This is a genomic window from Methylobacterium sp. AC433 (assembly GCF_979253015.1).
The window spans coordinates 22936-34635 of record NZ_CEEDBN010000003.1; the positions used below are offsets into that span (position 1 = coordinate 22936).

At 71.9% G+C, this 11700-nt stretch carries 12 protein-coding genes; 7 read left to right on the forward strand and 5 right to left on the reverse strand.

The window, feature by feature from the left end; genetic code table 11:
* Window positions 1–41 precede the first annotated feature (41 nt).
* From AC0IWM_RS06050 to AC0IWM_RS06065, 4 genes are read left to right on the forward strand one after another with little or no spacing between them, the layout of a single operon-like run.
* Entirely contained in the window at window positions 42–1145 is a 1104-nt protein-coding gene (locus tag AC0IWM_RS06050) for an LLM class flavin-dependent oxidoreductase (RefSeq protein ID WP_471753545.1), read from the forward strand.
* Window positions 1145–2101 (forward strand): ABC transporter substrate-binding protein, encoded by a 957-nt coding sequence (locus AC0IWM_RS06055; RefSeq protein ID WP_471753546.1) that lies wholly within the window; start codon window positions 1145–1147, stop codon window positions 2099–2101. Before AC0IWM_RS06050 ends, AC0IWM_RS06055 begins: the two co-directional genes overlap by 1 nt.
* A 29-nt stretch (window positions 2102–2130) precedes the next feature.
* Entirely contained in the window at window positions 2131–2667 is a 537-nt protein-coding gene (locus AC0IWM_RS06060; RefSeq protein ID WP_471753547.1) for a cupin domain-containing protein, read from the forward strand.
* A 9-nt stretch (window positions 2668–2676) separates the two neighbouring features.
* On the forward strand, window positions 2677–3642 hold the full coding sequence (locus tag AC0IWM_RS06065) for an aliphatic sulfonate ABC transporter substrate-binding protein (RefSeq protein WP_471753548.1): 966 nt from the start codon (window positions 2677–2679) through the stop codon (window positions 3640–3642).
* Window positions 3643–3696: 54 nt separating this feature from the next.
* On the opposite strand, the gene AC0IWM_RS06070 is transcribed toward AC0IWM_RS06065, so the two are convergent.
* A complete protein-coding gene (locus AC0IWM_RS06070) occupies window positions 3697–4443 on the reverse strand; it encodes a glucose 1-dehydrogenase (protein ID WP_056470494.1) in 747 nt (248 codons plus the stop codon).
* A 107-nt stretch (window positions 4444–4550) separates the two neighbouring features.
* On the opposite strand from AC0IWM_RS06070, the gene AC0IWM_RS06075 reads away from it, so the two are divergent.
* A complete protein-coding gene (locus AC0IWM_RS06075) occupies window positions 4551–4910 on the forward strand; it encodes an ArsR/SmtB family transcription factor (RefSeq protein ID WP_471753549.1) in 360 nt (119 codons plus the stop codon).
* A 453-nt stretch (window positions 4911–5363) separates the two neighbouring features.
* Here the strand turns inward: AC0IWM_RS06075 and AC0IWM_RS06080 are convergent, their stop codons facing one another.
* Together AC0IWM_RS06080 and AC0IWM_RS06085 are read right to left on the reverse strand one after the other, a co-directional pair.
* Window positions 5364–6626 carry a D-serine ammonia-lyase gene (locus AC0IWM_RS06080; RefSeq protein ID WP_471753550.1) on the reverse strand — a complete coding sequence of 421 codons (1263 nt, stop codon included), beginning with the start codon at window positions 6624–6626 and terminating at the stop codon, window positions 5364–5366.
* Between the two features lie 367 nt (window positions 6627–6993).
* Window positions 6994–7458 (reverse strand): Lrp/AsnC family transcriptional regulator, encoded by a 465-nt coding sequence (locus tag AC0IWM_RS06085; RefSeq protein WP_056470483.1) that lies wholly within the window; start codon window positions 7456–7458, stop codon window positions 6994–6996.
* A gap of 154 nt (window positions 7459–7612) precedes the next feature.
* Between AC0IWM_RS06085 and AC0IWM_RS06090 the strand changes: the two genes are divergently transcribed.
* Together AC0IWM_RS06090 and AC0IWM_RS06095 are read left to right on the forward strand one after the other, a co-directional pair.
* The gene (locus AC0IWM_RS06090) at window positions 7613–8623 is read left to right on the forward strand and encodes a 1-aminocyclopropane-1-carboxylate deaminase (protein WP_056470481.1); all 1011 of its coding nucleotides are present in this window, start codon (window positions 7613–7615) and stop codon (window positions 8621–8623) included.
* Between the two features lie 145 nt (window positions 8624–8768).
* Window positions 8769–10193 carry an FAD-binding oxidoreductase gene (locus tag AC0IWM_RS06095; protein WP_471753551.1) on the forward strand — a complete coding sequence of 475 codons (1425 nt, stop codon included), beginning with the start codon at window positions 8769–8771 and terminating at the stop codon, window positions 10191–10193.
* Window positions 10194–10200: 7 nt separating this feature from the next.
* Here AC0IWM_RS06095 and AC0IWM_RS06100 read toward each other — a convergent pair whose 3' ends face one another.
* Window positions 10201–11250, reverse strand: a complete 1050-nt coding sequence (locus AC0IWM_RS06100; protein ID WP_471753552.1) for a sensor histidine kinase — start codon at window positions 11248–11250, stop codon at window positions 10201–10203.
* Window positions 11251–11263: 13 nt separating this feature from the next.
* Window positions 11264–11677 carry a response regulator gene (locus AC0IWM_RS06105; protein WP_056470588.1) on the reverse strand — a complete coding sequence of 138 codons (414 nt, stop codon included), beginning with the start codon at window positions 11675–11677 and terminating at the stop codon, window positions 11264–11266.
* Between the last annotated feature and the right edge of the window lie 23 nt (window positions 11678–11700).

The following is an 11700-nucleotide window of genomic DNA, read 5'->3' on the forward strand; positions in this document are numbered from 1 at the left end:
TACGACCTTCACGCCTCCGCCCCACGCCGCAAGGAGATTCCATGAGCTTCCTCAGCCCGGACGCCGTCGAGTTCATCGGCTTCGCCGCCCCGCGCCACCAGTCCGAGATCCACGCGCCCGCGGGTCCGGCCATCGACCGGGACTACCTGCGACTGCTCGCCCAGGCGCATGAATGGGGCGGGTTCGACCGCATCCTCCTGGCGTTCTACGCCACCGCGCCCGACGCGATCCTGCTCTCGGCGCAGATCGCGGCTGTGACCGAGCGCATCGGCCTGATGATCGCCCACCGCACGGGCTTCACCGCCCCGACCGTGGCCGCGCGCCAGTTCGCGACCCTCGACCAGCTCACCGGCGGCCGCGTCGCCATCCACGCGATCAGCGGCGGCGACGACCGCGAACTGGCCCAGGACGGCGACCACCTGACAAAGGACGAACGCTACGCCCGCACCGACGAGTTCCTGACGGTCGCCCGCCAGGTCTGGACCGCCGCGAGCCCCTTCGACTTCGCCGGCGCGCATTACCGGGTCGCGGGCGGCTTCTCCGCGGTGAAGCCGGTCGATCCGCGCGGCATCCCGGTCTATTTCGGCGGCGCCTCCCCGGCCGCCATCGCGGTGGCGGGCCGCCACGCCGACACCTACGCCCTCTGGGGCGAGAGCCTGGACCAGGTCCGCGAGGCGATTCGGAAGGTCCGCGCCGCGGCCGCGCCGCACGGGCGCTCTCCGCGCTTCAGCCTGTCGTTCCGGCCGATCCTGGCGGCGACGGAGGAGGCCGCCTGGGCGCGGGCGGAGGACATCCTGGCCCGGACCCGCGCCACCCGCGCCGCGCAGGGGCTCGGCCCGGCGGCGGCCCCGGAGAACGAGGGCTCGCGCCGGCTGCTGGCGGCGGCGGCGCAGGGCAACCGCCTCGACACAAGGCTCTACACCGCCATCGCCCGGGAGACCGGGGCGTCGGGCAATTCCACCGCCCTCGTGGGCACGCCCGAGCAGGTCGCCGAGGCGCTGCTGGCCTATCACGACCTCGGGGTGCGCACCTTCCTGATCCGGGGCTTCGACCCGCTGGAGGACGCCCTCGCGTATGGCCGCGACCTCATCCCGGCCTTCCGCCGGCTGCTGGCCCGGCGCGGCGCCCAGGCGGAGGCGGCGTGATGCGGCGCGTCCTTGCGGTTCTCGCGCTTCTGGCCCCGACCCTCTTGACCCTCGCGGGGCTCGCCCGTGCCGACGAGCCGGTGTTGCGCGTCGGCGACCAGCGCGGCAACGCCCGCGCGCTGATGGAGGCGGCCGGCGTATTGGCCGACCTGCCCTACCGCCTCGACTGGAGCGAGTTTCCCGCCGCGGCGCCGCTTCTCGAAGCGCTGAATGCCGGGGCGATCGACGCCGGCGGGGTCGGCGACGCACCCTTCACCTTCGCGGCCGCCGCCGGGGTGCCGGTGAAGGCGTTCCTGGCCTTCCGCAACCGGCAGGACGGCCTCGCCATCCTGGTGGCGAAGGATTCGCCGATCCGGTCCGTGGCCGAGCTGAAGGGGAAAAGCATCGCCACCAACCGCGGCTCCATCGGCCATCAGGTCGTGCTCGCGGCCCTCGAGGAGGCGGGCCTGCCGGCGAGCGCCGTGACCCTGCGCTTCCTGCCGCCCGCGGATGCCAAGATCGCGCTCGCCAGCGGCAGCGTCGATGCCTGGGCGACCTGGGAGCCCTACACCTCCACCGCCGAGCTCGCCGGCCTCGCCCGGGTGGTCCGTGACGGCAACGGCATCACCCCGGGCCTGAGCTTCGCGGTGGCGAGCGACGCCGCCCTGAAGACCAAGCGGGCGCAACTCGCCGATTTCGGCCGGCGCCTCGTGGCGGCCCGCGACTGGGCCCTGAAGGACCCCGCCCCCTACGCGGCCGTCTGGTCGAAGCTCATCGGCCTGCCCGAGGCGGTGCCCCTGCGCTGGTTCTCCCGCGCCCAGTACCGGGCCGTGCCCATCGACGAGGCGGTCGTCGCCGACGAGCAGCGCAACATCGACCTCTACGTCCGCTCCGGGCTGATCCCGCAGGCCCGGGCGCCGAAGGCCGAAGCGATCCTCGATCGCAGCTTCGAACCGGCCGCCGCTGCGGTACGATGAGCCGCGACCCCCAGCGCGAGAGGCGAGCCATGCACGGCGACCACGACCACGACCACGGCGATCACCACCACCACCACGACGACCCCGCGCACGCCTCCCCGGCCGAGCGCTGGAAGCACGACGGCGTGCGGGTGATCCCGGGCGACGCGCTCGATGCCAACACCGCCCAGACGCCGGGCATGTTCCGGCAGGCGGCGATCAACCATGCCCGGGTCGGCGCCCAGAAGATCTGGGCCGGCACCGTGGCGATCGCCCCCGACGCCAAGACCGGCGTCCACCACCACGGCGCCCTGGAGAGCGTGATCTACGTGGTCTCGGGCCGCGCCCGGATGCGCTGGGGCGACAAGCTCGAATACGTGGCCGAGGCCGGCCCCGGCGACTTCATCTTCGTGCCGCCCTACGTGCCGCACCAGGAGATCAACGCCGATCCGGACCAGCCCCTGAACTGCGTCCTGGTCCGCTCCGACAACGAGGCGGTGGTGGTCAACATCACCGATGTCGAGCCCGTCGAGCGGCCCGAGACCGTCCACTGGGTCGATCCGATCCACAAGCATCCCGAAACCTGAAGAGACGCCATGATCCATCGCCGCCACGCGCTGCGCGCCGCCGCCGCCGCGCTCAGCCTCCTCGCCCTCGCGCCCGGCGCCGGCCGCGCGGCCGACGCGGACAAGCTCCGCATCGGCTTCCAGAAATCCTCGGCGCTGATCGCCCTCCTCAAGGAGGATTCCGCGCTGGAGAAGGCCCTGGCCCCGCTGAACGTCACCGTCTCGTGGCACGAGTTCACCAGCGGCCTGCCGATCATGGAAGCCCTCAATGCCGGGCAGATCGACGTCTCGGCGGATGTCGCCGACACCGTGCCGATCTTCGCCCAGGCCGCCCAGGCGCGGATCGCCTACATCGCGCAGGAGGCCCCCTCGCCGAGCGCGCAGGCGATCCTGGTCGCCGCCGATTCGCCGATCCGGTCGGTGGCCGACCTGAAGGGCCGCAAGGTCGCGGTCACCAAGGGGGCCGGCAGCCACTACCTGCTGCTGGCCGCCCTCGCGGCCGAGACGCTCCCCTTCAAGGCGATCCACCCCGCCTACCTGACGCCGTCGGACGGGCGCGCGGCGCTCGCCAGCGGCAGCGTCGAGGCCTGGGTCGCCTGGGACCCGTTCCTGTCGGCGGCCGAGCAGCAGACCGGCGCCCGCATCCTCCGGGACGGCACCGGCCTGTCCCAGTACAAGCGCTATTACCTCGCCGGCGCCGACTACGCGACGCGGCGCGCCGACGTGCTCGCGCTCCTGTTCGGCAAGCTGCGCGAGACGGGGGCCTGGGTGAAGGCCGAGCCGGAGGCCGCCGCCGCCCGCCTCGGCGCCCTGTGGAAGCTCGACCCCGCCATCGTCCGGCAGGCGAATGCCCGGCGCAGCTACCGGGTCGAGCCCGTGACCCGCGCCGCCCTCGCCGAGCAGCAGACCATCGCGGACGCCTTCCGCACCGAGGGCCTGCTGCCCCGCGCCGTCGACGCCGCCGCCCTGCCGATCTGGGTGCCGCCGGGCCTCTGACCCGGCTCCGGCCTCGGACGCCCCGTCGGGACATCCGGGGCCGGACCGGGCGGCTCAGCGGAGGCCGCCGCTGGCCGTGATGTTCTCGCCGGTGAGCCAGCGCGCGTCGTCCGAGGCCAGGAAGGCGACCACGTCGGCGATGTCGCCCGGGTGTCCGGCGCGGCCGAGCGGCGTCTGGGCGATGAGCCCGGTCTCCATCTCCGAGCCGGCGACGCCGGCGCTCTGCGTGCCCTCGGTCGTCACGTAGCCCGGGCTGACCGTGTTGACGCGGATGCGGCGGGGGGCGAGCTCGTTGGCGAGGACCCCCGAGATCGCGTTCACCGCGCCCTTGGTCCCGCTATAGACCGCGGCGGCCGGCGTGCTGACATGGGTGATGGCCGAGGAGATGTTGACGATGCTCCCGCCCTCCCCGAGGTGCTTGGCCGCCGCCTGGGAGGCGAGCAGGACACCGAGCACGTTGACGTCGAAGAGCCGGTGGTAATGCGCCTCCGTGACCTCCTCGATCGTGGCGAATTCGTAGACGCCGGAATTGTTGACCAGCACGTCGAGCCGGCCGAACTGCGCGACCGCCGCCTCGATCAGGGCCTGCGCCTCCGCCGTCTTGGAGACGTCCGCCCGGACCGCGATCGCCCGGCCCCCTTCGGCGGTGATCGCCGAGACCACGGCGTCCGCCCCCGCCTGGCTCGAGGCGTAGTTGACCACCACCGCCGCGCCGTCCCGCGCCAGCGCCTTGGCGATCCCCGCGCCGATCCCCTTCGATGCGCCGGTCACGACCGCGACCTTGCCCTGAAGCTTCGACATCTCTGCATCCTTCCGACATGGGCCGGTGCCGATGCGGCACCCGGCGTCCCACAGTTCGGAAGTTCGGAACTACCGAAGTGTGGGTCAAGGGTCCATATGTCGAAAACATGAGACCGCTGTTCCACCCCGCCCTCGAGGACCTGCAGACGCGTGCGATCCTGCACGCGCTGGCCGACCCGGATCGGGCCGCGATCTTCGCCAACATCATGCGCGCGGGGTGCGTGGAGGCCTGCTCGGCGCTCTCGGCGGTCGGTGACCGGGTGATTCCGAAATCCTCGCTCTCCAACCACTTCAAGGTGCTGCGCGAGGCCGGGCTGATCCGCAGCGAGCGCCGCGGCGTCGAGATGCGCAACCACTCGCGCTGGGCGGAGGTGGAGTCGCGCTTCCCGGGCCTGCTCCCGGCGATCCTGAACGCCTATGCGGGCGAGTGTGCGCGGGTCGCGGATGGGGCGGCGGCGGAGCCGTAGGCGAACGCGAGGCACTGGGCGCGTCTCGCCGCCGGGCACGGGTTCCCTCCCCCGCCGGAAGAGCGAGCGCCGTTGCGTCTCGGCGCAGCCCGACTCGCTCATCGGACATCGCCGTCGATGACAGCGGAGGAAGCAACGGATTCCGGTATCGCGCGCAGCGCGGGTCCCCTCTCCTTCCAGGAGAGGGAGCGCCGTCGCGTCTCGGGTCGTGCGTCGGCGACCTTCCGGTTCGGGATGCGGGCAGAGCCGCCCCGCTCCCATCGCCTCGCGATACGGTGCACCCGGTCCGGTCTCCGGTGGATTCGCGCCGTCGTTCCGACGCGCCGACCGGAGCCGCCGACGGCGTCAGGCTCGGCACCACCCGCGTGTCCGGATCCCGGGCTCCGCTGCTCGGCGCCGGGATGACGCGGTGCCGCGCGTCGAGGACGGCGGAATTCCCCCAGCCGAAACCCGTCACGCCGCGGCCGCGAGCGCCTTCTGGAACTCCGCCTCGGGCAGGAGCGCCCCGCCGGTCGTCCACACCACCTGGGTGGCGCCGCGCAGGTCCGGCAGGGCCGCCAGGGTCGGGCTGACGGCCGCGAAGGCGGCGGCGGCCGAGGGTTCGAGGCGCAGGGCCGCCCGCTGCCAGAGGTCGCGCACCCCGGCGAAGAGCGCGTCGTCCGCCACCGTGACGACAGCCGCGATGAGCGGGCCGACCGTGCCGGCGACGAGGAGCGAGGCGCTCGACACCGCGAGGCCGTCGGCGGCGGTGCGGTTGTCGAGGCCGATATCGTAGACGCTGACCGGCCGGTCGAGCCCGGCGGCGAGCTGCACCAGCATGCAGGGCGCGGCGACGGGCTCGACGAAGACGCAGTGGACGGCGTCGCCGAACAGGAGCTTCAGCCCCAGGGTGACGCCCCCAGGCGCGCCCCCGACCCCGCAGGGCAGGTAGACCACCAGGGGATGCGCGGCATCGACCCGGATCCCGGCCGCCGCCAGCTGGCGCTGCAGGTCGAAGGCCGCGGCGGCATAGCCGAGGAACAGGTCGACCGAACTCTCGTCGTCGACGAAATGCGCGTCCGCCCGGCCCGCGAAGGCGTCCCGCGCCGCCGCGACCGCGCTGCCGTAATCGCCGGCATGCTCGACCACCCGGGCGCCGATGTCGCGCAGGCGCTGCTTCTTCCAGGCCTTGGCATCGTGGGACATGTGGACCTCGACCCGGAAGCCGAGGGCGCGCGCCATGACCCCGACGCTGAAGCCGAGATTGCCGGTGCTGCCCACCGCGACCGTGTAGGCCCCCAAGGCGGCCCGGATCTCCGGCTCGGTCAGGCGCGCGTAGGAGTCGCCGTCCCGCAGCCAGCCCTGCGCGAGCGCCAGGCGCTCGGCGGTGACCAGCACCTCGTAGACGCCGCCGCGCGCCTTGATGCAGCCCGTCACCGGCAGGTCATGGTCGGCCTTGACCCAGACCGCCGGACCGTCGCCGCCGCGGACATGGGCCGCGACCTCCGGGGCCAGCGGCAGCAGCGGCGAATCGATCCGTCCGGTCTCCAGTTCGGGGAACAGGGCCGCCAGCAGCGGATCGAACCGGCGCCAGCGCGCCTCCGCCGCGCGCACCTCGGCGAGGCCGTAGGCGAGGCCGGGCAGGACCTCGCCGGCCGGGCGGCTCCCCGGGTTGCGCCAGACCGTCGGACGCCCCGCGCGCACGGCCTCCGGAATCCCCTGCGGCTGATCGGACATGGGCGTGACCCTTTTTCCTGGACTGATCGGGCGGACGTCGCGCGTCTCCGTGACCGCCGCCTTCGTATATCCCATGGGCGGCGCGGGTCCCGTTTCCTTCCAGGAGAGGGAGCACCGTTGCGTCTCGGGTCGCACGTCGGCGACCTTCCGGTTCGGGATGCGGGCAGAGCCGCCTCCGCCTCGATCTCCTCCCGACGCGCTGCAGCCGGTCTGATTGCCGATGAAGCCGCGGCGTCCGACCGCGCCAGGTTCGGCGCAACCAGCGGATCGGGATCTCGCGCTCCGCTGCGCGGCTCCGGGATGAGGGCGTGCCGCGCGTGGGGGTCCGGCGCGACCCTCCACCGAACGCCCCCCGTCGACGCCCCGCTCAGAGGTCGAGCGGGGCATTGTCGACCACCTCCTTCATCACGAAGAAGGTCCGGGTCTGGCGGACCCCCGGCAGGGCGATCAGCGTCGCGCTGTGGAGGCGGTTGAAATCCGCCATGTCGGAGACGCGGATCTTGAGGAAGTAGTCGAAATCGCCGGCCACGAGGTGGCAGTCGAGCACCATCGGCATGGCCCGGGCCGCGGCCTCGAAGGCGGCGAAGCTCTCCGGCGTCGAGCGGTCCAGCACCACGCCGACCATGACCAGGGAGCCGCGCCCGACCTTCTCCGGCGCGATCTGCGCCCGCACGCCCCGGACGTAGCCCTCGTCGAACAGGCGCTGGATGCGCCGGTGGCAGGTGGCCGCGCTGGTGTTCACCCGCTTGGCGATCTCGGCATTGCCCATGCGCCCGTCGGCCTGGAGCAAGCGCAGGATCTTCAGGTCCATGCGGTCCAGCCCAGCGTCCATGAAAGATCCTTTCGCGAGAGGGAGCAGAGACGCAAGGAATGTGCGCCGATACGGCCTGCCGGCTCCACTCTGCAAAATCCGAGCCCTGATTTCGAGAGCACCTTTCGCGAAGTGTTTGCTAGCTTTTCCGGGCTGACCACGAAGGATTCCGCCCATGCTGTCGAAATTCGAGCGCTACCCCCTCACCTTCGGCCCGACCCCGATCGAGCACCTGCCCCGCCTCACCGCCCATCTGGGCGGCGACGTGCTGATCTACGCCAAGCGCGAGGACTGCAATTCCGGCCTGGCCTATGGCGGCAACAAGCTGCGCAAGCTCGAATACATCGTGCCCGACGCCATCGCGAGCGGGGCCGACACCCTGGTGACCATCGGCGGCGTCCAGTCCAACCACACCCGCATGGTGGCGGCGGTGGCGGCCAAGATCGGCATGAAGTGCCGGCTGATCCAGGAAGCCTGGGTGCCGCACGAGGACGCCGTCTACGACCGCGTCGGCAACATCATGCTGTCGCGCATCATGGGCGCGGAGACGCAGCTCGTGGATGACGGCTTCGACATCGGCATCCGCGAGAGCTGGACCAAGGCCCTCGAGGACGTGAAGGCCAAGGGCGGCAAGCCCTACGCGATCCCCGCCGGTGCCTCGGTGCACAAGTTCGGCGGCCTCGGCTTCGTCGGCTTCGCCGAGGAGGTCCGCGCCCAGGAGGCCGCGATGGGCCTCCACTTCGACTACATCGTGGTCTGCACCGTCACCGGCTCGACCCATGCCGGGATGGTGGTGGGCTTCGCCGCCGACGGGCGCGCCCGCAACGTCATCGGCATCGACGCCTCCTGCACCCCGGCCCAGACCAAGGCGCAGGTGCTGGAGATCGCCCGCAACACCGCCGAGCTCATCGGCGCCCCGGCCATCGCCGCCGACGACATCGTGCTCAACGAGGACTACGCCTACCCGGTCTACGGCGTGCCCTCGAAGGAGACCGTCGAGGCCATCCGCCTCTCGGCCCGGCTGGAGGGCATGATCACCGACCCCGTCTACGAGGGGAAGTCGATGCAGGGCATGATCGACCTCGTGCGGAAGGGCTTCTTCCCCAAGGGTTCGAAGGTGCTCTACGCCCATCTGGGCGGCGCCCCGGCGCTCAACGGCTACAGCTATACCTTCCGCAACGGCTGAGTTGCTGGGCCGGTCCGGGGGCTGACACGTCTCCTCCGGTTGAAAGGCGAGCGCTTTCCTTCGGCGCCGCCGCGCGACATGGTTCGACCGCGAAGGCCGAACCTGCGCGCGGCCAGCCACGACGCGCCCTGCCGGAAGAACCCCCATGCCGGAATCCCTGTCGGATCGCGACGCCCTGACCCCGTTCGAGGCCCTCCTCGGCGCCGGCGGTGTCCTCACGGACCCGGCCCTGACGGGGCGCTACACCCGGGACCAGCGCGACCTGATGCAGGGCGAGACGCCCGCGGTGCTGCGCCCGCGCAGCGTCGAGGCGGTCCAGGGCATCGTCGGGCTCGCCCGGACCCACGGCTTCGGCCTCGTGCCCCAGGGCGGCAACACGGGCTATGTCGGCGGGGCGACGCCGGAGCCCGGCCGGCGCCAGCTCGTGGTCAGCCTGGAGCGGATGACCCGCATCCGCGGGGTCGACCCCCTGAACTTCACCCTCTCCTGCGATGCCGGGACCATCCTGGCCGACGCCCAGACGGCGGCCGAGGCGGAGGGGCTGTTCCTGCCGCTGAGCCTCGGCTCCGAAGGCAGCTGCCGCCTCGGCGGCAACCTCGGCACCAATGCGGGCGGCCTCCAGGTCCTGCGCTACGGCATGGCGCGCGACCTCGTCCTCGGCCTGGAGGTGGTGCTGCCGGACGGATCGCTGTTCTCCGACATGCGGACCCTGCGCAAGAACAACATCGGCTACGACCTGAAGCAGCTCTTCATCGGGGCCGAGGGCACCCTCGGCATCATCACCGGCGTGGTCCTCAAGCTCTGGCCGGCCCAGGGCCAGCGGGCGACCGCCTGGCTCGAACTCGCCGCTGGGGCGCCGATACCCGAGATGGCCGCCCTGGTGCGCCGGGAGACCTCCGACCTCGCCTCGACCTTCGAGCTGATCTCCGCCTCCTCCCTCGGCCTCGTCACCGAGATGCGCGGCGCCGAGATCGGACTGAAGGCCGGACCCGGCGGGGCCGTGCTCCTCGAGCTCACCGCCTCCTCGGACCGCATCCCCCTCGACGACGTGCTGATGGGCTGCCTCGAGGCCCTGATGGAACGGGGCTGGGTCGTCGACGCGGTGCTGGCCCAGTCCGAGACCCAGCGCCGGGCCTTCTGGGCGGTGCGCGAAACGATTCCCGAGGGGGAGAAGCATGCCGGCGGATCGGTCAAGCACGATATCGCCGTGCCGATCTCCCGCCTGACCGATTTCCTCGATCGCGGCGCCGCCCTGCTCGCCGAGCGCCTGCCGGACGTCCGCCTCTCGGTCTACGGCCATGTCGGCGACGGCAACCTGCACTACAACCTCGTCGTGCCGGCGGGCCGTGACCGGGTCGCGTTCACGCGCGAGATCGAGGCGGGTTTCGCCCACGACCTCTACACGATCGCGCTGGAATACGGCGGCGGATACAGCGCGGAATACGGCATCGGCCGCTTCAAGCGCGACCTCCTGGAGCGCTATTCCGATCCCGCCCGCCTGCGCCTGATCGCGGCCGTCAAGCGCGCCCTCGACCCCGACGGGATCATGAATGCCGGCGCCCTGGTCTGAGGAATCCTCAGCCCTGGAACGAGAGGGTGGCCCGGGTTCCGCTCCGGCCGCCGCCATAGACCAGGCCCGAGCGCAGGTTCGCCGCCATCGCCCGGATGATGCGCGAGCCGAGGCCGGTGCCTCGCGGCTGGCCCTCGCCGGTCCAGCCGATCCCGTCATCCTCCACCGTCAGGGTCAGTCCATCGGCGCCCTCGCGCGCGACGGAGACCCGGATTTCTCCTGGAACTTCCGGTGGATAGGCGTATTTGTAGGCATTCGTCACCAGCTCGGTGACGACGACGCCGATCGAGACCGCCTTGTCGGTGGCGAGCCGCACCGGCGCCGCGTCGAGGCGGATGGCATGGTCGCGCCCGGCCGCCTTCATGGCCGCCTGGAGCTCCTCCACGAGGCTCGCCAGGTAGGCGTCGAGGTCCACCGCCTCGACGTCGTCGGAGGTATAGAGCCGGCGATGGATGCCCGCGATCGCCGAGATCCGGGCCTGCATCTCCCGGAGCGCGGCCTTCGCGGCCGGATCCGTGACCGCGTTGGTCTGCATGTGCGCCAGCGCCGCCACCAGGGCCAGCGAGTTGGCGACGCGGTGGTTGACCTCCCGCAGCATGATCTCGGCACGGTCCCGCGCCTCCCGCACCGCCTGCTCGGCCTGCTCCTTGTCGCGCCGGAGCGCTTCCTGCCGGAGCGCCGTGTCGATGGCCTCGCCGAGGAGCTCGCGGAACTGGCCCTGGAGATCCTTCCAGACGTAGTCGACGGCGCCCGCCTTCAGGGCCGCCACCGCGACGCGGCTGTCCTCCGACCCGGTGACGTAGACGACCGGCGGCGCGTCTGGCAGCGCGCGGATCGTCGGCAGGATGTCGAGGCCGGTCTGGCCCGGCATGTGATGATCCAGCGCGACGACGTCGATGCCACCCTGCCCGAGACGCAGGAGGCCGGCATCGCCGTCGACGGCGATCTCCATGGCGTAGCCCCGAGCCGCGAGGGTGCGCTGGACGAGCCGCCCCAGGCCGGGGTCGTCGTCGATGTAGAGGACGCGACCGCGGCCTGAGGGGGCGGGCTCGGTCATGAGCGTGCGGACGTCATGGGTTTTCCGGCACCTGCATGACCGAGAAGAACAGCCCGAGCTGCCGGATGGCGTTGGCGAAGCCCTCGTAGTTCACCGGCTTGGTGATGTAGACGTTCGCCCCGAGATCGTAGCAGCGCTGGATCTCGCGCTGGTCATCGGTGGTGGTCAGGACGACGACGGGCGAGCGCTTGGTGTGGGTATTCGCCTTCACCTTCTCGAGGATGTCGATGCCGGTCATGTCCGGCAGGTTCAGGTCGAGGAGGATCAGCAGGTGACGCTTGGCGCTCGCCTCACCGGTTCCATCGGCGCCGAGAAGGTACTCGAGCGCCGTCGTCCCGTCCCGGAAGGGCAGGATGGTGTTGTTCACGCCGGCACGGCGGATGTTGCGCTCGATCAGGCGCGCATGGCCTTCGTCGTCTTCGATCATGACGATTTCGACGGCGTTCACGC

Coding starts and splice junctions, on each gene's coding strand:
- AC0IWM_RS06090 (WP_056470481.1), top strand. CDS start 7,613: ATGCTGTCGAAATTCGAGCGCTACCCCCTCACCTTCGGCCCGACCCCG.
- AC0IWM_RS06060 (WP_471753547.1), top strand. CDS start 2,131: ATGCACGGCGACCACGACCACGACCACGGCGATCACCACCACCACCAC.
- AC0IWM_RS06050 (WP_471753545.1), top strand. CDS start 42: ATGAGCTTCCTCAGCCCGGACGCCGTCGAGTTCATCGGCTTCGCCGCC.
- AC0IWM_RS06065 (WP_471753548.1), top strand. CDS start 2,677: ATGATCCATCGCCGCCACGCGCTGCGCGCCGCCGCCGCCGCGCTCAGC.
- AC0IWM_RS06080 (WP_471753550.1), bottom strand. CDS start 6,626: ATGTCCGATCAGCCGCAGGGGATTCCGGAGGCCGTGCGCGCGGGGCGT.
- AC0IWM_RS06095 (WP_471753551.1), top strand. CDS start 8,769: ATGCCGGAATCCCTGTCGGATCGCGACGCCCTGACCCCGTTCGAGGCC.
- AC0IWM_RS06100 (WP_471753552.1), bottom strand. CDS start 11,250: ATGACCGAGCCCGCCCCCTCAGGCCGCGGTCGCGTCCTCTACATCGAC.
- AC0IWM_RS06070 (WP_056470494.1), bottom strand. CDS start 4,443: ATGTCGAAGCTTCAGGGCAAGGTCGCGGTCGTGACCGGCGCATCGAAG.
- AC0IWM_RS06055 (WP_471753546.1), top strand. CDS start 1,145: ATGCGGCGCGTCCTTGCGGTTCTCGCGCTTCTGGCCCCGACCCTCTTG.
- AC0IWM_RS06105 (WP_056470588.1), bottom strand. CDS start 11,677: ATGATCGAAGACGACGAAGGCCATGCGCGCCTGATCGAGCGCAACATC.
- AC0IWM_RS06075 (WP_471753549.1), top strand. CDS start 4,551: ATGAGACCGCTGTTCCACCCCGCCCTCGAGGACCTGCAGACGCGTGCG.
- AC0IWM_RS06085 (WP_056470483.1), bottom strand. CDS start 7,458: ATGGACGCTGGGCTGGACCGCATGGACCTGAAGATCCTGCGCTTGCTC.